The organism is Streptomyces sp. NPDC090445 (assembly GCF_044769385.1).
Taxonomy (GTDB): Bacteria; Actinomycetota; Actinomycetes; order Streptomycetales; family Streptomycetaceae; genus Streptomyces.
This window is the reverse complement of the sequence record NZ_JBIVXV010000003.1, coordinates 560,814-579,026: the sequence shown is the minus strand read 5'-3', so window position 1 is coordinate 579,026 and position 18,213 is coordinate 560,814. Positions and strand designations below refer to the sequence as shown.

Sequence of the window (18,213 nt, the reverse complement as noted above, 5' to 3'; positions counted from 1 at the left end):
CCCCTGCGCCTGCCCCCTGCCCTTGTCTTGTCTCACTCCTCCGGCCGACGGGGCGTGAGCCGTTCGACCACCTCCGCGAGTTCCTCGCAGACCTGCTCGATCTTGAGGCGGATGTTGTTCTGCTCGGTGACCAGCGCGGACAGCAGGAGCACGGTCAGGGCCGCGGAGCCGTTGAGCCCCTGGAGGTTGACCATGATCTCGAAGAGGGTGTGGTCGGCGAAGGGCCCGGTCTGCTCGGTCGCCGCGTGGATGGCGATGACGGACGCCAGCAGGGCGCAGGGCGCTCCCCCGGCGTGCTGGAGGCGTACGGATGCCCAGATCAGCACCGGGAAGATGAGGAAGAGCAGGGAGAGGTCGCTTTGGACGGCGACGAGGGTGGCGGCCCCGCAGACGGCGAGCAGCAGTACGGCCTCGCCCGCCCGGTAGGGGTCGGGCATCGTCAGCCGCGGCAGGACGAGCAGCAGCGGGGTCACGAGGAGGACGCCCATCGCGTCGCCGGCCCACCATGCGGACCACACCGACCAGAACTCGCCGGCCGGCAGGTCGCCGGTGAAGATGACCGTGGAGGTGCCGACGGTCGCGCTGATCAGCATGGGCAGCAGGCCGCCGAGGAACACCAGGGCCAGTCCGTCCCGCAGCCGGTCCATCTCCAGGCGGAAGCCGACCTGGCGGAGCATCAGGTAGGCGCAGACGGGGGCGAGGGTGTTGCCCAGGAGGATGGCGGTGTCGGCGGGATCGAAACGGCTGAGGTGCTGGATGGTCAGGTATGCGCCGAGCATGATCCCCGGCGCCGCCCGCAGCCCCATCCAGAGCAGCGCGGCGACGGCGATGCCGGTGGGCGGCCACAGCGGGGTGACCGTCGCGCCCTCGACGGTCACGCTGAGCAGGAGGCCGATCCGCCCGGTGGCCCAGTAGGCGACCGCGACGGCGAGGATCCGGAGAATGTCGGCGAGCAGACGTCGCCGTTCCACGGTGGGCATCACAGCATCAGACAACAGGCCCCGCCGCCGTGCGGGGCGTGACACGCCCTTGCGGGGTCGGCGGGATCAGCGGGGCGCGGGTCCGCCCGCGTTGTGGCTGATGACGAGGACCGCCGCGTCGTCCGCGTGGCCGGTGGAGTCGGCGACCTTCATCACCTCGGCGGCGAGTTCGCCGGGGTCGGCGCCCGCGCCCTCCCGGACGACCCGGAGCACGCGTTCGAGGCCCACGTCGATGGGGAAGGAGGGGCCTTCGACGACCCCGTCCGTGACCAGGACGATGGATCCGGCCCGGTCCAGCTTGCGGCGTGTGACGGCGTATCCGGCGCCGGGGAGCATGCCGAGCGGCAGGCCGCCCTCGTCCTCGGCCATCCCGTACCCGCCGTCGACGGTGGCCCACAGGGCGGGTACGTGGCCGGCCCGGGCGCTGTGCAGCTCCCACGTCTCGGGGTCGAAGCGGAGCAGGGTGCAGGTGGCGAAGAGCTCGCGCCCCATCGACAGCAGGACGTCGTTGGTGCGGGCGAGGACCTCGCCGGGGTCGTCGACGACGGCGGCGACGGCGCGCAGGCCGATGCGCACCTGCCCCATGAAGGCGGCCGCCTCCACGTCGTGGCCCTGGACGTCGCCGATGGAGAAGGCGAGGGCGCCCTGGGGCAGCCCGAACCCGTCGTACCAGTCGCCGCCGATGTCCAGGCCGTGGCGGGCGGGCGAGTAGCGGGCGGCGGTGCGCAGTCCGGGCAGGGCGGGCAGGACGGCGGGCAGCATCTCGCGCTGGAGCGCCTCGGCGAGCTCCACGCGGGGCTGCTGGTGCTCGGCGCCGGCCCGTGCGCGGGCGGTGAGCCGGCCGAGGGTGCTCAGCAGGTCGTCGGCGCTCTGTACCCGGGGGGTGCGGCGCGGCGCACGGCGCGGGTTCACGGACTGCTCCCGGGTGCATCCATACGTCGCTCGTCCCTGCTCTCGGCTCTCGCGGCGTCCTGCGCCGAAGCCCCGTGCCGCGTTCATCATATTTCCAGAGGTCGGCGGGGAGCGACAGCGGCCGCATCTCACCGGTCGGACGGGGCGTCCGCGGCCTGTCGGCCGACCACAGGGCGTGAGCTATGTTGGAGAAAGAGTGACATGAGAGGGAGGCCCACCGGTGTCATCGGGGCAGCAGGCGCGCGCACAGGCAGCTGCGATCACGCCGAGCGGGCAGGCGACCGACCGTGAGCGGGCTCCGGGCGCCCAGGTCCGCGGGCTGTTCGACGGCCATCGTCTTTCGCCTGGTCAGCGGCGCATCGCCCAGTACCTCATCGACCATCTGACCGAGGCCGCGTTCCTGTCGATCACGGAGCTGGCGGAGCGGGTGGGGGTCAGCCAGCCGTCGGTGACGCGCTTCGCCACCGCCCTCGGGTTCAGCGGCTACCCGGCCCTGCGCGACGTCCTGCAGCCGATGGCGCTGAGCGCGGTCGCGGGCTCGCCGGAGAGCCGTGAGGAGTACCGGCGCAACGAGCTGCAGGCGGCCGTGGACGCCGAGATCGAGAACCTGGAGAACGTGCGGCGGCTCCTCGCCGACACCGACCAGGTGCTGGACATCGGCCGCGAGCTGGCCCGCTCGGTGCCGCTGACCGTGCTGGGCCTGCGGATCTCGGTGTCGCTGGCGGAGTACTTCGCGTACGCGGCGCGCCGTATCCACCCCGACGTCCGGCTGGTCACGCGGGGCGGCAGCGTGGCGTACGACGCCCTGCTGCAGTCCCGGGAGGCGGGCGGGACCTGGGCGCTGGCGTTCGCCATGCCGCGGCATGCGAAGGAGACCCTGTCGGCGCTGCGGGCGGCCCGGACGGCCGGGCTGAAGATCGCGCTGATCACGGACACCACGCTGGGGCCGCTGGTCGACGAGGCGGACGTGGCGCTGACCGCCGGTACGGGGGCACGGCTGGTGTTCGACTCGTACGCGGCGCCGGGCGTGCTGTCCGCGGCGCTGCTGCAGGCGATGGCGGATGCGGATCCGGAGCGGACGCAGGCGCGGCTGGAGGGTTACGAGCAGGTGGCCGACCAGCACGGCTTCTTCCTTTAGACCTGGTTTGGCCCGTTTCGTCCGTTCATTTTCATGCCGTCGAGGCGTATGTAATTTTTCATTCTCTTGTCTACTCGACGGTATATATGTTTACTGAGCAGCGCGCCGGATCTGTCAGACGCGCCAAGGAGAGCGACCCCTAACGCTCTTCCGGAACGGATACCCGGGCGGGACGACTCCTCCTCACGCCCCGCCCGGGTGCCGGTCCCGGCAGCGGATCCACCAGAGCGCTTGTGGCGGCCCCCGGTCAACCCCTGGGCCGGGGCCGCCGCCCACTTACGTCTCGATCAGTTCGACCATTCGGAAGCGACGTATGCGCCAGACGCTCTCCCCCGCTCTCAGCCCGGACTGGCCCTGCCAGGTCAACGCCCCCGGGACGCACGACTGGGAACGCACGGCCATGCGCTGGCTGCGGGACCTGCTCCCGGCCCGCTACGGCGCCTACTCCACGCTGACCCGCAGCCCCGTCCTGCTGTGCCGGCACGCACAGCTCCAGCTGCAGCACGAGATGCGCGCCGTCCGCGTCGCCCTGGAGACCAGCCGCGCCGAACTGCCCTCGATGGGCGTCCCCGAGGTCGCCATCGAGAGCTCCATCCGCATGTACGCCGTCGAACTGCAGCAGCTGGGCCGGCTGTCCCGGGCCGTCCGCCTGGTCGGCGACGCCCTGCGCGTCACACCCAGTTGACCTGCGCGCGGCTCAGCAGCGGGTCGTCCACCATCTCCCACAGCGGGACCGCCCAGTTCCCGAAGCCGTAGCGGCCGCCGTAGTGCAGGCCCAGGACGCGGTGGTCGGCCAGGTCGAAGACCGGGGAGCCGCTGTTCCCGCCCAGGGTGGAGCAGTCGTGGCTCACGGTGAGCCGCTCCCGGACCAGCTTGGTCGTGGTGCCGGGCTGCAGCCGCTTCACGTTGTAGACGTCCATGAAGATCCGGCGCATGGCCTCCGGCTCGTTGCGCCGGCTGTCCTCCGCCGGGTAGCCGACGACGTACACCGGCCGGCCGGGGATGTCGGCGGGCGGATCGGCCGCCACGGCCAGCGGGCTGGCGGGCGCCCGGCCGCCGCCGTCGGTCTCCACGCGCAGCAGGGCCAGGTCGACATCGGGGTGGATGCCGATGACCTCGGTGACCTCGAACTCCAGCGAGGCGTCCCCGGGTGCGGCGGCCAGCTCCTCGGCCAGGTCCAGGCGGGCCGTCATCCCCGGCCGGAAGGCCCACGCGGCGCCCTCCTCGCGGGCGAACTCGTCGGCCACGTGCCGGTTCGTCATCACCACGTCGGGGCCGACGAGGAAGGCGGTCCCCACCCAGTCCAGGCGCGGGTGCCCGGCGACGTCCACCCGGCCCACCCGGGCGATCGAGTTGCGGATGCCCTCCCGGTGGCCGTCGAGCACGGCCCAGTCGCCCGGCTGCGACGGGAAGTCCTGCCCCTGGACGAGGATGGCGGGCCGGCCCTCCAGGAGGACGATCGCCTCCACCCCGAAGTACTCGTCCTCGTCCACCTCGTCGGCACGCCCGGCGGCGAGCTTCTCCAGCCCCCGGGCACCGGCCTCCAGCACCCTCGCCCGCTCCCGCAGGGCGAAGCCGCCGATCTCGGCGGCCGCCGCCCGCCCCGCGGGGAGGTCGGCGGCGGACTCCCGGATCTCCGCCTCCGCGTCCCGGGCCGCCGCCAGGCCCTGGCGGACCCGCTCGGCGACCGCGCGCAGGTCGCCGAAGACCTGCTCGGCACCGGTCGCCACCGGTGACCGTCCGCTCATCTCACACCTCCGGTCCGCTCTGCCCGCCGAGCGCCGCCTGCGCCGCCGCGATCTCGGCGTGGACCGCAGGACTGTGCTCCGCAAGGTGGCGCATGACACTGCTCAGCTGGGTTCCGGCGTTGACGAACGCCTCGTTCTTGCCCTGGTAGACGACGTTCTCGACGCGCCGCGCCCCGCGGTGCAGCGCGACGACCTTCCAGTCGTCGGTCAGGACCGGGGAGCCGGAGGAGCCGCCGCGGGTGTCGGTGAAGTAGCGCACGTCCTTGTCGTCCGTCTCGAAGACCAGGTTGTTGCGCAGGGCGACCCGCTTCGGCTGGCCCCCGGGGTGCTGGATGATGTTGACCGCGACGGGCTCCCCCGGTACGACCTCCAGCGGCTCGGTGGCCACCCGCAGGGGGGGCCGCTCCTGCTGGCCGGCGAGCCTCAGGACCGCGTAGTCCAGGTCCGGGTCCGAGGCCAGCAGGGCTTCCGCGGCCACCTCCTCGGTCTCCGTCTCGTCGGCGCCGTAGTCGAAGCGGGAGCGGGAGTTCTTCGCCTGCAGCTCCAGGTCCGCCGGGGCCACCACGCCCCGGTCGGCGGCCGTGCGGGTCCGGGCGGTCACCACGTGGTGGTTGGTGACCAGCAGGCCGGGGGCGATCAGCCAGCCCGTCCCCGCGTGCGGGAAGCCGTTCGGCTGGAGCGGGGCACCGCCCTGGAACGGGGGCACCTTGATCCGGGCCACCGAGGCGCCCGCGACGATGCCGCCCTGGAGGAACTCGTAGGGCAGGGTGTCGTCGGTGGAGACGATCTCCTCCTTGGTCTCCGCGGCCGACGGGGGCGCCGGCACGTCGGGCTCACCCGCCGAATCGCGCACCAGCTTGTCCAAGGCGCGCTGGAACACGGCCCGCGGGGCCGCCTCGGTCGTCTGGGCGACGGCGTTGCGGAGCCATGCCTCCAGCGGGACCGTGCCGTCGACCAGCCGCTCCACCTGGTTCATCTCGTCCAGGTCCGACTGCACCTGGACGCCGGGGGCTTCCCTGTTCGGCAGCAGCGCCTTGTAGCGGGGCATGATGCCTCTGAGGAGCAGAGGCCGGACCTCGTCATCGGCGAGGCCTGCGTCGAGGGCGGCCTGGTACAGCTCGAAGATCTCGTCCGAGGAGAAGTAGTCGTCGCTCATGCCGGGTCAGGCCGCTCGGGGGCCGTTCCTTTCCGGTGTGGTCGGCGGGGTGGCGGGCGGCCACGGGGCCGGTCGCACGACGGCCGCCGGACCGGGGTCCTCGCCTTCCCCGGGGCCGTCGCCGGTGGTGCCGGAGCCCATCGCGGCCGCCACGCCGGAGACGAGTTCACCGCTGGGGTCCCGCAGCACGAGCAGGCGACGGGAGAGCTCGTCGAGGTAGTCGCGCCTGCGGACCTCGCGCAGGGCCCCGGCCGTGCTCGGGTGCGCGGCGACCGCGGGGCCGGTCGCCTCCCGCAGGAGCCCCCTCAGCGCCGGGCCCAGATCGGGCTGCAGCGCGAGGGCCCTGCCGATCCCTTCCGCAAGGGCGTCCACGACCCCCTCCTCGGTCTCCGGCAGGCCCACGACGCGCAGGACACGGTCCAGGGCCGCCGGGTCCCGCCCGCCCACCCTGGCCGCGACGGCCCGGGCCAGGACCGGCTGTTCGGCCAGGGCCTCGTCGGACAGCTCCCACAGCCGCTGCGCGAGTCCGTCGCAGATCTTCGCCGTACGCTCGGCGGACGGTGCGACCCTGGCCCGGGCCAGCATCGCGCCCATCGCCTCGTCGTGCCGGCCGAGTGCGGTCGCGAGGGCCTCCGCCTCACCGAAGTCCTGTTCGGCCTCCTGCCGGTCGCCGTACGTCTCGGCCAGACGTCCGGACAGCTGCAGCAGTTCGAGCTGGGCGTCGGCGGCGCGGGCTTCCTCCGCGATGTCCGCGGCCTCCTCGGCCGCGGCCCTGGCGTCCTTGAGCTGCCCGCGGCGCTCCAGGGTGGTGACGAGGAGCGGGTACAGGGGGCTGCCCGGGGTCCAGGGGCGGCGCTCCGCGAGCCTGGCCGCGGCCTGCTCGGTCAAGTCCTGCCTGAGCAGGTCTTCGACTTCCTTGGCGGTGATCTGCTCCCAGTCCTCCTGGTCGGCGTCGAGCAGCGCCCGTTCGGGCGTGTGGCCGCCGAGGTGCCCGCTCAGGAACGCGGCCGACCGCGGGGGCATGTCATCGATCGCGGTGCCGAGGTGCCGTTCGACACCGGGCTCCCAGCGCTGGTCCACGGCGCGCGGGTTCTCGCCCAGGCGCAGCCGGTGGTAGATCTCCTCGGCCCGCGCCGCCGGCCCCTCGCGGGCCGCGTAGTAGGCCACGGCGCGCCGCCCGACCCTGCGCATGAGGCCGGTGCGTGCGGTGTCCGTCTGCCGCAGCATGATGGAGCGCAGGTCGGGTCGGTGCCGCAGGGCGCCGGGTCCGGCCGGCTCCATCAGGTCGAGCCGGGCCAGCCCGCCGAACAGGCGGCGCGCCTCCTCGCCGGAGTCCACCGTCAGCCCGCAGGGCTCGGCGAGGACCTCCCGGATCAGCTCGGGGGTGATCGTCCGCAGGGCCAGGCCCGCCTGGGCGAGGGCGCGTACGTCCGGCTTCGGGATGTGCTTGAGGATGCGGTCGTACAGGGCGCCCTGGACGACCGTCCGGTCGACGCTGTGGTAGAAGCCCCGGCGCTGGGCGGGCAGGCTGTCCAGGGTGTCCATCAGCTCGCCCAGCGAGCCGGCCCACCGCTCCGCCGCCGCCGCGTGCGCCGCCAGTTTCAGGCTGAGCGGATGTCCGCCGACCCGCTCGGCCAGCATGCCGGCCACGGCCCGGTCGTGGATGCCGCAGGACGTCAGCAGTTCCACCGCCGCGTCCGGTTCGAGCTCCCCGAGGGCGATGACGCGCGGTTCGGCGGCCTGCGCCGGGTGGTTGACCGGAGCCCGGCCCGCGACGATCCAGCGCAGCCGCGGATACGCCTCCTGCAGGGCCACCCACATGGCCCACAGCCGGCCGAGGACCGGGTTCGCCCGGTACTGGGCCGCCTCGAAGGAGTCGACGACGATCACCAGGGGCGGGCCGGCCGTGCCGGGCGCCGTGCCCACGGCCTGCCGGACCAGCTCCGCGCACCTGCGGATCAGGGTGGTCTCGCGTTCCCTCGCCAGCGTGTTGAACCGCTCGGCCGACGCGCGCCCGGCTCCCGCCCGGGTGGTGGAGAGCCGGTACAGCTCGTCGACGGTGTTCTGCTCCTCCCGCTGGGTGCGGGCCGTCTCCTCGCACTCCCCGGCCAGCGCGTCGAACGCGGCCTGGTGGTCGGGGTACTGGATGCCGAGCTGACGGGCCGCCTCCGCGATCAGGGTGGCCGGCTCGTGGACCGAGAGGGTGGGCCGCTCGAAGTCGATGTAGGCGAACGGGAAGCCGCCCGGCACGTCGTCGCGGATGTCCAGGAGGAACGTGGCGAGCAGGGTGCTCTTGCCGACGCCGGCCAGCCCGTGGATCAGGAGCGGGGGCTGCCGGACGGGGCCGCCCGTGTCGTCGAGCGCGTACGCCCGCAGTTCCTCGATCTCGGCGGCCCGGCCGCAGAAGGGGTTCCGCACCAGGTGTCGGAGGGGCTGGAGCAGGCGGGCCCTTTCCAGCCGCCGCTGCACCTGTTCGGGGTCCGGGACGCCGGTCGTGCCCGGGATCTGCGACAGCCACAGCACGGCCTGGAGGGTGTCGGCGAGCACGTCGGCGTCCTCGGCGGCAGCGGTGTGGGCGTCGGCATCCGCCGCGTCCCGGGACGGCGGGCCGTCGGAGAGGAGGGCGAGGGCGATCCGTTCCGGACCGGCCCCCTCGGGCACCAGCTCCAGATTGGTCTCCAGGGCCCGGCGGGCCGCCTCGGGCCCGGCCAGACCCTGCAGCGCAGCCTGGCGGACCTCCTCCTTCAGGGCCCATCGGGGAGCGGGGTGCGGCGCGATGACCGTGCAGTCCTGAACGAGCACCGGTCCCGCCCCGCCGGTGGCCTCCGCCTCGCCGGGCAGCCGCAGCTTCGCCGGGTCGAAGCCGGTGAGCAGGCAGGCGGCCTCCCGGTAGGCGCGGACGGTGTCCGGAACGGGCGCGGACGGCAGCGGGCCGGTCGCGGCGAGCAGTTCCTGGCGGAGGCGGGCCTCGAAGCTCTCTCCGGGGCGCAGGGAGCGGTGGGTGCGGACGGTGGTCTCGGCCGCCTCGCACAGCCTGCGCATGTAGCTGCCTTCCCCCGGCGCCCGTGCGGCGTCCAGGACCGCCGTGGCGGCCAGACCGACCAGGGCGGAGAGTTCGTCATCGTCATCCGCTGCCGGCGGGTCGGTGAAGAACTGCCGGAAGAACGCCTCGACATCGTCCGGGCCGGCGGTGCGCGCCGTGTCCTGGCACACGTTCTTGCGGACGTCGTACGGCAGCTGGGGCATGGTCGGCCCGTAGCCGAGCAGGACGAGGCGGGGCACGGCCTCGTCCGGCCCGGGGGCGGAGTCGAAGACGGCCTGGGCCAGTCGGCCGATGCAGTCCCAGACGTCGGAGTGGGCGTCGAGGCGGTCGCAGTCGTCGAGGACGAACCAGAGCCGCTCCGGCACCCTCGTGGCGCGGACGACGACCTCGTGGACGGCGTCGTCCATCCAGGACTGTGGATCGTTCAACTGTGCACCGCTCAACGGCGGTACCGGATCGCGCCGGTCCATGACGTACCCCGCCAGCCGCCGGATGACCTGGGCGGCGGTCGTGGTCTGCGTCAGGGTGATGCGCACCGGGCGGAAGCCGCAGTGCTGGCCGAGATACCGGATGAGGTTGTACGTGTACGAGCGGCCGCTGTCGGGCTCCCCGTCGACGGCCAGTACGGTCATGTCGGGGTCGGCGAGGAACTCCCTCAGCCGCTCGCGCAGGTCCTGGCGGTCGACGAACACCTCGGCGCCGCTCCTGAGCAGGCCCGCGAGGAAGGGGTCCCGGTCCGAGACGTGGACCCGCCGGTCCTCCTCCAGCCGGGCCAGGAACTCCTTGGCCTTCGCCACGTCCGGGAGGGGGGCGAGTGTGGCCCGGGTCGCCAGGACACCGAGCAGGAACACCTGCGCGTCGATGGTGGCCCGCACTGCGCGGACGAGGTTCTCCGCGTTCACCTGGGCCATCGCGGTCAGCTCCAGGGAGCCGACGAACTTCTCGGAGAACCCGCACCCGGTCAGCCGGTTGTGGGGGTCCGGGGTGTCGAGGAGGTGGTCCCGCACCCAGTCGATGACCAGGATCCATTCCGTGTCCCTGAGCGGCATACCGCACCTACCAGGCTGCCCGCACGGGGCAGCAGAGGGATCGACTGGTGATACCTGTCATGGTTTCACCCCGTCTGCTGTGCGGCAAGGCCGCCGAACAGCGCCCGGACGGGCTCCCGGACCGGGCCGGTCGCGAGGTACTCGCGGGCCCCGTGGTGGTTGCCGCTGGTGTTGAGGACCAGGTGGTCCGTGACGAGGTGCACGGGGGCGTACTCGGGGCGCAGGGTGTGGTCCAGCGCCACCAGGTCCCGCAGGTCCGAGGCGTTGCGCCACACGGCGACCCCGGCGGGGACCGCGGGCGGCCCGGCCAGCACGTCCTGGATCTCGGTGATCGCGAGCGGCGAGCCGATGGTCACGAACAGGTCGACGTCGCGCGGTTCCTCGGCCAGCACCTCGTACGCGGCGATGCTGCCGAGGCTGTGGCCGACGACGACCAGCGGGCCGCCGGCGCCGGCACCCTCCCGCGCCTGGTCGAGGGCCTGGCGGACCACGTCGCGGATGGCCGCTCCGGCGCCGCCGAAGAAGTAGGCGTGGACGTCCTTGAAGGTGTGCTTGACCAGCAGCCGGAACAGCCGGGTGCGGGCGAACGCGGGCAGCGGGAGCGCCTCCGGCCCGCCGGGGCCGCCGGAGCCGCCGATGGGCGGGCCGCCGTCCTGGGCGAGCGCCTCGGCCAGGTAGCCCATGTCCCGCAGCCAGTCGGCGAGGGGCTGGTCCGACCCGGCTGCGGTCCCGGCTCCGGTCCCGGACGCGCCCTCGTCGGTGCTCCCGGCGCCCTCGGCGCGGACCGCCGTGTCGGCGCGCGCCTCGGCGAGGGTCCGCGCCACGAACTCCTCGGTCGCCTCCACGGACACAGGCGCCGACTCCCGGGTCTCCTCGGCCGGCACCGCACCCCCGTCGAGGGGGTCGGCCTGCCCGTCGGGCAGCGGCTCCGGATGGAGCAGCGGCGCCCAGTAGGCCATGCGCGAGGCAGTGCCCATGTCGACGCCGAAGAGGGCCGTGTCCCACTGGGACGTGAGCAGCTCCTCGCGCGGCTTGTTGCCGTTGCCGTGGACGTAGACGATCCGGGGTTCCATTGCGCCTCCCGCGCGGGAGCACGGATGCCGGTCACCGCCAGTATTGGCCGGTCAACGGGAAGCCGCCAGTTGGCCGCAGGCGTTGCTCCGCTTGAATATTGACCGGTCAACTCACACGGCGGCAGGCCCGGATGCCATCGCGCGCGGTCGCGGCCCCGGCGGGTCACGCATTCGGGCGCCCGGCCGCCGCCGGCCCCCGCGGGGCCCGATCGGGGGTCGCTGCCCGCCGCGGGGTTCGGCCGCCCTCTGCCGCGGAACCCATCCCCGAGGTATCCCCATCCCCGCCCCGAGGAGGACCTCATGACCACCGGCCTGTCCATTCACGTCGGACTCAACCAGGTCGACCCCGCCAAGTACAACGGCTGGGACGGACAGCTCATGGCCTGCGAGAACGACGCCCGCGACATGGCGGAGCTGGCCCGCGCCGCCGGATTCCGGGAGACGGTGCTGCTCACCGAGCAGGGCACCGTCGACAACATCACCGGCGCGCTGCGCAAGGCCGCCAAGCAGCTCAAGGACGGCGACATCCTGCTGTTCACGTACTCCGGCCACGGCGGCCAGATGCCCGACACCGAGGGCAACGAAGCGGACGAGCTCGACGAGACCCTGGTGTTCTACGACCGCGAGTTCCTCGACGACGAGCTGAACCGCGAGTTCCACCGCTTCTCCCCCGGGGTCCGCATCTTCTCCCTCCTCGACTGCTGCCACAGCGGCACCGCGACGGAAGCCCCGGACGCCGGCAACGGGAACGGCGAGGCGCGGCCCCGGGTCATGCCCGTGCTGCGCCAGCAGCAGGTGTTCGAGCAGAACAAGGAGTTCTACCAGCGGCTCCAGCGCGAGCTGAGGCAGGAGGGCAACGGCGCGGGTCCGGGCGCCGTGCTCATCTCCGCCTGCCAGGACGACCAGTTCGCGATGGACGGCAGCGCCAACGGCGCGTTCACCGGGGCCCTGCTGCGGGTATGGGGCCAGGGCTCGTTCTCCGGCGGCTACCAGGACTTCCACCGCAGCATCAAGGAGCGGCTGCCGCGTTCGCAGGTGCCGAACTTCTACACGACGGGCAGCCCGTCGACCGAGTTCCTCGGCCAGAAGCCCTTCACCGTCTGAGCCGGGGCAGCGACACCCGAGGCGGGCGTCCTCGACCGGGTGCCCGCCGACGGCCGGCGCCCGGTGAACGTCCTGCGTGCGGCGTACGCCCTGACCCCGCAGGGCGTCGGCCGCTCACGAAACGCTCACGTGTTTCCTTCGGGATCCGTGGTGATGTGTCATTCGTCGGTTCCCTGCCGTGTGTCGGGTGCCGGTGTCGTTCGTGGGTTCGTGGATCGCATGCGTGACCCTTTCGTGGCGGTGTCGTTGATCCACGCCCATGCCGCCCCACCCAGGTGGTCAGAACCCACACCGAACCCAACGGTTCGCACGGGATCGCTTAACTGATGAGAGACACTCTCCCGTATGAGAATCCTGACCGTCGGCGCCGGCGCCGTGGGCGGCTGGTTCGGCTCCCGCCTCCACCGGGCCGGACACGACGTCACGTTCCTGGTGCGGCCCCGGCGGGCCGCGGCCCTGCGCGCCCGCGGCCTGCGCGTGTCCGGGCTCGGCGAGCAGACGGTCCTCGCACCGCAGTTGGTGACCGCCGACGAGCCGGCGCAGACGTACGACCTCGTCCTGCTGTCGGTGAAGTCCACGGCCCTCGACCGGGCGGCCAAGGACCTCGCCCCGGCGGTCGGCCCGCGGACCGCGATCCTCCCCCTGCTCAACGGCATGGCCCATCTCGACCGGCTCGCGGAGCCCTTCGGCCGCAGGGCGGTCCTCGGCGGCGTCGCCAAGGTGGTCACCACGCTCGACGAACACGGCGACATCGTGCGCCTGGCGCCGCCGTCCGCGATCCTCACCGGCGAGCTCGACGGCGCGCCCTCGGCGCGGGTGGACACCGTACGCGCCCTGCTGGCCGGGGCCGGCATCGACAGCCCCGACACCCCGGACATCACCGCCGCGATGTGGCACAAGTGGGTCTTCATCACCGCCCTCGGCGCCTCCACCTGCCTGATGCGCGGCTCCGTCGGCGAGTTCAACGCCGTCCCCGGCGGCGCCGGACTGGCCCGGGCCCTGCTCGCCGAGGCGGCGGCCGTCTCTGCGGCCGCCGGGTACCCCGTACCGGACGCCGAGCTCGACTTCACGACGCAGACGGTGACCACCGCCGGGTCGCGGCTCACCCCGTCCATGTACCGGGACGTGCTGGCCGGCCGCCCCACCGAGGTCGAGCACGTCCTCGGCGACCTGGTCGCCCGCGCCCGGGCCCTTGCGGTCCCCACCCCGCTGCTGGACCTCGCCACCCTCCACCTGCGGGTGCACCAGCACCGCACCGCGGCGCAGCCCGGGCGGGAGGACGCCGGGTGACCTTTCGCGCGGCCCGTCGTTGAACACGGCGGTCAAGCGAAGTGCACCCGTGAAGTCCCGGGCTCCCGCGGGGGTCCGGGACTTCGTGCTGTCCGGCCTGCGGGGGTGGGAGGGGGTGAGGCCGCCCGGGCCGCACGCTCGGCCACTCGGGTGACAGGGGATAACCCCGGGCCGGGTCGGCAGTTGATCAGCTCGTCCCGCCGGGGGCACCCACCATGTGACAGTGCGACAGAAGGATCCTCCCCATGCTCAAGAAGCTCATGGCCACCACCGCGGTCACCGCCTCCGTGCTGGCCGCCGGCGCCGCGGTAGCCTCCCCGGCGATGGCGATCGGCAACGACAACGGCATCAACACCGTCAACGGCAACGACTCGGCCCAGATCTACGGCAACCAGAAGACCGAGGGCGCGCAGAGCCCGCAGCTCAGCCTGGTCCAGGGCACTCTGAACAAGCCCTGCGTCGGCCTGCCGGTCAAGGTGAACGCCCAGTCGCTGCTCGCGCTCCTCGCCAACGTCGGCGTCCAGGACATCAACGTCGCGTCCAACCCGATGAACCAGCAGTGCGCCGAGAACTCCACCCAGGCCAAGGGTGACGAGACCCTCTCGCACGTCCTCAGCAACATCCCGGTCCTCTCCGGCAACCTCTCCGCCGGCAGCTGACCGGCCGGCGCGGCCGGCGGAGCCGCGCCGGATCGCACCACGGGCAGGGCCCGTACGCCGCTTCGCGTACGGGCCCTGCCCGCCGTCCGGCGTCCGGCCGTCCGGCTGTCCCCTGCCCGGCAAAGCTTCTGGTCTAGACCTTGACAGGTTCAGACCATTTTCGCTTGAGTGGCGGAACGTGCCGCCCCACCGGCAATTCCCCCCGCTCAAGGAGTAGTTGCGTGATACGTCGACTCCGCCGCCGCACCCTCGCCCTGGCCTCCGCGGCCGCGGCCGCCCTGGGCCTCGCGGCCGCCCTCCCCGCCGCCCCGGCCACCGCCTCCCCCGCCGCTGCCGCCGCGGCCTGCGCCGCACCGTGGTCCTCCTCGGCCGTCTACACCGGCGGCACGAACGCCTCCCACGCCGGGCACAACTGGCAGGCCAAGTGGTGGACCCGGGGCGAGACCCCCGGCACCACCGGCCAGTGGGGCGTCTGGTCCGACCTCGGGGCCTGCGGCACCGGCGGCGGCCAGGACCCGGACCCGGGGAACGGGAACCCGTCCGGCTTCGTGGTCTCCGAGGCGCAGTTCCGGCAGATGTTCCCGAACCGGAATCCCTTCTACACGTACGACGGGCTGGTCGCGGCGCTGTCCGCGTACCCCGGCTTCGCCGGCACCGGCGACGACACCACCCGCAGGCGCGAGGCGGCCGCCTTCCTCGCGAACGTCTCGCACGAGACGGGCGGACTCGTCCACATCGTCGAGCAGAACACCGCCAACTACCCCCACTACTGCGACGCGGGCCGGCCGTACGGCTGCCCGGCCGGGCAGGCCGCCTACTACGGCCGCGGCCCCATCCAGCTGAGCTGGAACTTCAACTACAAGGCCGCCGGCGACGCCCTCGGCATCAACCTGCTCGCCAACCCGTACCTCGTGGAGCAGGATCCGGCGGTCGCCATGAAGACGGCCCTGTGGTACTGGAACACCCAGAACGGCCCCGGCACGATGACCGCCCACGCGGCGATGGTGAACGGCGCCGGCTTCGGCGAGACGATCCGCTCCATCAACGGCGCCCTGGAGTGCAACGGCGGCAACCCCGCCCAGGTCCGGAGCCGGGTGGACGCGTACCGGAACTTCACCGCCCTGCTGGGCGTGACCCCGGGCGACCGTCTGACCTGCTGACCTGCTGACCTGCCGACCGGCTGATCTGCACGACCGGCTGATCTGCCGAGCCGCCGAGCCGCCGGGTTCAGCGGCTCCGCAGGGCGGTCGCCAGCTGGGCCCGGGAGCGGACCTCCAGCTTCTGGTAGATCCGCGTCAGCCGGGCCTCGACGGTCTTGACGCTGACGAACAGCTTGGCGGCCGCCTCCTGGTTGCTGGCGCCCTCGGCCACCAGCAGCGCCAGCCGGGCCTCGGCCTCCGTCAGCGCGGCCAGTGCCACGGCCGGGGCCGCCTCCGCGGGCACCGGCTCCCGCCGTTCACCGGCGAGCTCCGCCCACGGCTTCGCACCGGCCTGCGCGAACACCTCGGCCGCCGCGCGGAGCGCGGTGCGGGCGGGGGCCCGGCGCCGGCGCCGCCGCTCCGCCCGGGCCAGGGCGAGCAGCGTACGGCCGCGTTCCACGGGCAGCCCGAGGGCGTCGAAGCGGGCGGCGGTGTCCCGCAGCAGGTCGACCGCCGCGTCGGCGTCGCCGCGGGCGGACAGGACGAGCCCGCGGGCCCGGTCGAGGGCGGCGAGCACCGGGGTACGGCCGAGGGCGGCGGCGACCGCCCCCACCTCGTCGATGAGCTCCGCGGCCTCGTCGGGCGCGTCGGCGGCGACGAGGGCCTCGGCCAGGTCGCCGTGCCAGCGCAGGATGGAGGGGTCGACGACCTGCTGGGCGGCCTCCAGTCCGGCGACCCGGCGCAGGGTGGCGACGGCCTTCGCGGCCTCGCCCGTCGCCAGCTCGACCAGGCCGAGCGCGTACAGGCTGCGCGAGAGGAACACCTGGTCGCGTTCCTCCTGCGAGGCCTGGATGCCGCGGCGGGCGTATCCGGCGGCGCGGGCGAAGCTGCCGCCCAGGGCCTCGGCCATCGCGGCGACGTACCAGGCGGGGCCGGGCGAGAGGCCCGCCTCGATGGTGAGTTCCAGGGCGCGGCGGGCGTGTGCGGAGGCGACCCGGCAGCGGCCGCCGCGCTGTTCGGCCTCGGTGAGACTGCGCAGCACCTCGAAGACGTCCTCGGCGGAGCCGGTGCGCTGGACGGCGGGCAGCAGGACGAGGAGCTGGCGGCGGGCGTCGGCGACCCGGTCGTCGAAGAGGGCGTGCCGGACGGCCAGGTACTGCGGCGCGTTGCGCATGCCGAGCGGTACCTCGGGCGCCGGCAGGACGAGGGCCTCGGCGAGGATGTCCTCGGCGTCGGGGTCTCCGAGGATGCGGCCCATGCGGGCCCGGACGGTGAGGGCCATGGCCTCGGCGGTGGTGTCGCCGCCCAGGGCGGCGAGCCGGCCGGCCTCGGCTGCGGCGTCGCGGGAGCGTACGGGGTCGCCGTCGCCGATGTTGTGCTTCCAGGCGGTCCGGAGCCGGACGGCGGCCTGCAGGGCGGGGTCCCCGGCGGCGTCGTCCATGGCGTGGGCGAAGGTCTCGTCGAGGGTGCCCAGCGCCTGGCCGGCGGCGTCGATGACGGCCAGGCGGGAGCGGACCCGGTCGGAGGGGGAGGCGTCCCGGGCGAGCACGGCCCGGGTGGCGCGGCGGGCGAGGTCGGCGCGGCCGGCCCAGCCGGCGTCCTCGGCGGCGGTGACCAGGCGGGCCAGTTCGTCCCCGGGCCGGTCGGAGGGCGTCCGCTCGGCGGCGAGCAGGCCGAGCTCGGCGGCGAGGGCGCGCTGGCCGCGGCGGCGGCAGGCGGCGGCGGCCCGGGTGATCTCGGCGGCGAGCCACTCGTCGGGGGCGTCGACGGCGAGCGCCCGGTGGCGTACGGCCTGGACGGGGTCGTCGACGGCGGCAGCGAGCGCGGCGTGTCCGGCGGCGCGCTCGGGCCAGCCGGCGTCGGCGGCGAGGGCCATGGGCAGGGCGCCGGCGGTGAAGGCGACGGCGCCGTCCTCCCCCACGGTGACGAGTGCGGCCCGTTCGGCCTCGGCGAGCTCGGCCTCGGCGTCGGGCCGGCCGGCGCGGCGCAGCAGGGCGGTGGTGGGGCGGGCGGCGAGGGCGGCGAGGAGCAGGGTGCGGCGGGCTTCGGCGGGTGCCTCGGCGAGGAGCCGGCGGGTGACTTCGCGGGCCTGGCCGGACAGGGGCAGGGTGTCGGCGTGGTGGGCGCTGCCGTCGCGGTTCCCGGCGGCTTCGGCGAGGGAGCGGCCGAGGGCGAGGGCGAGGCGGGGGTTGCCGCCGCTGGCCTGGTGGACGCGGCCGGCGGTGCGGGCGGGCAGGCCGTGGCGGACGAGGAGTTCGGCGACCTCGTCGGCGCCGAGCGGGGGGATGCGTATCGCGGGGGTGCCGGGGCCGCACAGGGGCTCGGCGACCGGGGTGCCGCCCTGGACGCACTCGGCGACCAGGACCCGGACCCCGGGCGGGGTCAGGCGCAGGGCGAAGCGGAGCAGGTCGGTGGTCTCCGTGTCGAGCCACTGGGCGTTGTCGAGGACGAGGAGGACGGGGCTGCGCTCGGCGAGGGTGCGCAGCACCTCGACGACGGCGAGGCGGAGGGCGACGTGGTCGCGGCCGGCGCGCGGGGTGTCGGTCTCGCGTCGCAGGAGGGCGATGGCGGTGCGCCGGGGTCCGGAGAGCCGTTCCAGGGCGGCACACGGGACGGAGGCGAGGAGGGCGGCGGCGGAGGCTTCGGGGATCCACCGGTCGGCGGCTTCGGGGGCGAGGGTGAGCACGGTCTCGCGGCGGGCCTCGGCGGCGGCCGCGACGGCGCCGGCCAGCTCGGTCTTGCCCGCGCCGGCGGGTCCGGTGATCAGGGCGCGCCCGTGCCCGGTCAGGGCGTGTTCGACCGCCTTGACCAGTTCGGCGTGTCCGACCGTCGTGTCGGACCGCCCCGTCGGCGCGACCACCCACTGCCACCCGCCTTCCGCTCCCTGTGGCTTCCCTGTGAGAGGCGAGAATACGAGGTCGC

Annotated in this window: 13 protein-coding genes; 6 read left to right on the top strand and 7 right to left on the bottom strand. The window is 74.1% G+C overall.

All coding sequences use genetic code 11. The annotated features are described in order from the left end of the window. Window positions 1–32: 32 nt before the first annotated feature. Both ACIQUT_RS10615 and ACIQUT_RS10610 read right to left on the bottom strand, forming a co-directional pair. The gene (locus tag ACIQUT_RS10615; RefSeq protein ID WP_403561554.1) at window positions 33–980 is read right to left on the bottom strand and encodes an MASE1 domain-containing protein; all 948 of its coding nucleotides are present in this window, start codon (window positions 978–980) and stop codon (window positions 33–35) included. 66 nt (window positions 981–1,046) lie between these two features. Further along, complete coding sequence (locus tag ACIQUT_RS10610) at window positions 1,047–1,892, bottom strand: PP2C family protein-serine/threonine phosphatase (RefSeq protein ID WP_403561553.1); 846 nt, start codon at window positions 1,890–1,892, stop codon at window positions 1,047–1,049. Window positions 1,893–2,112: 220 nt separating this feature from the next. Here ACIQUT_RS10610 and ACIQUT_RS10605 point away from each other — a divergent pair, with 220 nt between their 5' ends. Both ACIQUT_RS10605 and ACIQUT_RS10600 read left to right on the top strand, forming a co-directional pair. Continuing rightward, window positions 2,113–3,030: a MurR/RpiR family transcriptional regulator gene (locus ACIQUT_RS10605; RefSeq protein ID WP_403561551.1), complete on the top strand. Its 918-nt coding sequence runs from the start codon at window positions 2,113–2,115 to the stop codon at window positions 3,028–3,030. A gap of 313 nt (window positions 3,031–3,343) precedes the next feature. Then, window positions 3,344–3,715 carry a hypothetical protein gene (locus ACIQUT_RS10600; protein WP_403561549.1) on the top strand — a complete coding sequence of 124 codons (372 nt, stop codon included), beginning with the start codon at window positions 3,344–3,346 and terminating at the stop codon, window positions 3,713–3,715. On the opposite strand, the gene ACIQUT_RS10595 is transcribed toward ACIQUT_RS10600, so the two are convergent. The 4 genes from ACIQUT_RS10595 to ACIQUT_RS10580 all read right to left on the bottom strand — a co-directional run bounded on the left by ACIQUT_RS10595 (window position 3,702) and on the right by ACIQUT_RS10580 (window position 11,099). After that, the gene (locus tag ACIQUT_RS10595) at window positions 3,702–4,778 is read right to left on the bottom strand and encodes a trypsin-like serine peptidase (RefSeq protein ID WP_403561548.1); all 1,077 of its coding nucleotides are present in this window, start codon (window positions 4,776–4,778) and stop codon (window positions 3,702–3,704) included. The two genes, ACIQUT_RS10600 and ACIQUT_RS10595, sit on opposite strands and share 14 nt — an antisense overlap. A gap of 1 nt (window position 4,779) precedes the next feature. Beyond that, on the bottom strand, window positions 4,780–5,934 hold the full coding sequence (locus tag ACIQUT_RS10590) for a trypsin-like peptidase domain-containing protein (protein ID WP_403561545.1): 1,155 nt from the start codon (window positions 5,932–5,934) through the stop codon (window positions 4,780–4,782). A 6-nt stretch (window positions 5,935–5,940) separates the two neighbouring features. After that, entirely contained in the window at window positions 5,941–10,026 is a 4,086-nt protein-coding gene (locus ACIQUT_RS10585; RefSeq protein WP_403561543.1) for an AAA family ATPase, read from the bottom strand. 65 nt (window positions 10,027–10,091) lie between these two features. Next, complete coding sequence (locus ACIQUT_RS10580) at window positions 10,092–11,099, bottom strand: hypothetical protein (protein ID WP_403561541.1); 1,008 nt, start codon at window positions 11,097–11,099, stop codon at window positions 10,092–10,094. Window positions 11,100–11,399: 300 nt separating this feature from the next. On the opposite strand from ACIQUT_RS10580, the gene ACIQUT_RS10575 reads away from it, so the two are divergent. From ACIQUT_RS10575 to ACIQUT_RS10560, 4 genes are all read left to right on the top strand, one after another. Further along, a complete protein-coding gene (locus ACIQUT_RS10575; protein WP_403561539.1) occupies window positions 11,400–12,203 on the top strand; it encodes a caspase domain-containing protein in 804 nt (267 codons plus the stop codon). A gap of 345 nt (window positions 12,204–12,548) precedes the next feature. Then, window positions 12,549–13,493 (top strand): ketopantoate reductase family protein, encoded by a 945-nt coding sequence (locus ACIQUT_RS10570; protein ID WP_403561537.1) that lies wholly within the window; start codon window positions 12,549–12,551, stop codon window positions 13,491–13,493. 245 nt (window positions 13,494–13,738) lie between these two features. Beyond that, the gene (locus ACIQUT_RS10565; RefSeq protein ID WP_403561535.1) at window positions 13,739–14,152 is read left to right on the top strand and encodes a rodlin; all 414 of its coding nucleotides are present in this window, start codon (window positions 13,739–13,741) and stop codon (window positions 14,150–14,152) included. A 221-nt stretch (window positions 14,153–14,373) separates the two neighbouring features. After that, window positions 14,374–15,312, top strand: coding sequence for a glycoside hydrolase family 19 protein (locus tag ACIQUT_RS10560; protein WP_403561533.1), 939 nt, complete (start codon window positions 14,374–14,376; stop codon window positions 15,310–15,312). A gap of 67 nt (window positions 15,313–15,379) precedes the next feature. On the opposite strand, the gene ACIQUT_RS10555 is transcribed toward ACIQUT_RS10560, so the two are convergent. Further along, a complete protein-coding gene (locus tag ACIQUT_RS10555) occupies window positions 15,380–18,151 on the bottom strand; it encodes an AAA family ATPase (protein WP_403561531.1) in 2,772 nt (923 codons plus the stop codon). Window positions 18,152–18,213 lie beyond the last annotated feature (62 nt).

What these genes read in the sequence shown, in the direction of transcription:
- ACIQUT_RS10615 (WP_403561554.1), bottom strand. Translation starts at nt 980, where the DNA reads ATGCCCACCGTGGAACGGCGACGTCTGCTCGCCGACATTCTCCGGATC.
- ACIQUT_RS10600 (WP_403561549.1), top strand. Translation starts at nt 3,344, where the DNA reads ATGCGCCAGACGCTCTCCCCCGCTCTCAGCCCGGACTGGCCCTGCCAG.
- ACIQUT_RS10595 (WP_403561548.1), bottom strand. Translation starts at nt 4,778, where the DNA reads ATGAGCGGACGGTCACCGGTGGCGACCGGTGCCGAGCAGGTCTTCGGC.
- ACIQUT_RS10590 (WP_403561545.1), bottom strand. Translation starts at nt 5,934, where the DNA reads ATGAGCGACGACTACTTCTCCTCGGACGAGATCTTCGAGCTGTACCAG.
- ACIQUT_RS10585 (WP_403561543.1), bottom strand. Translation starts at nt 10,026, where the DNA reads ATGCCGCTCAGGGACACGGAATGGATCCTGGTCATCGACTGGGTGCGG.
- ACIQUT_RS10580 (WP_403561541.1), bottom strand. Translation starts at nt 11,099, where the DNA reads ATGGAACCCCGGATCGTCTACGTCCACGGCAACGGCAACAAGCCGCGC.
- ACIQUT_RS10575 (WP_403561539.1), top strand. Translation starts at nt 11,400, where the DNA reads ATGACCACCGGCCTGTCCATTCACGTCGGACTCAACCAGGTCGACCCC.
- ACIQUT_RS10570 (WP_403561537.1), top strand. Translation starts at nt 12,549, where the DNA reads ATGAGAATCCTGACCGTCGGCGCCGGCGCCGTGGGCGGCTGGTTCGGC.
- ACIQUT_RS10565 (WP_403561535.1), top strand. Translation starts at nt 13,739, where the DNA reads ATGCTCAAGAAGCTCATGGCCACCACCGCGGTCACCGCCTCCGTGCTG.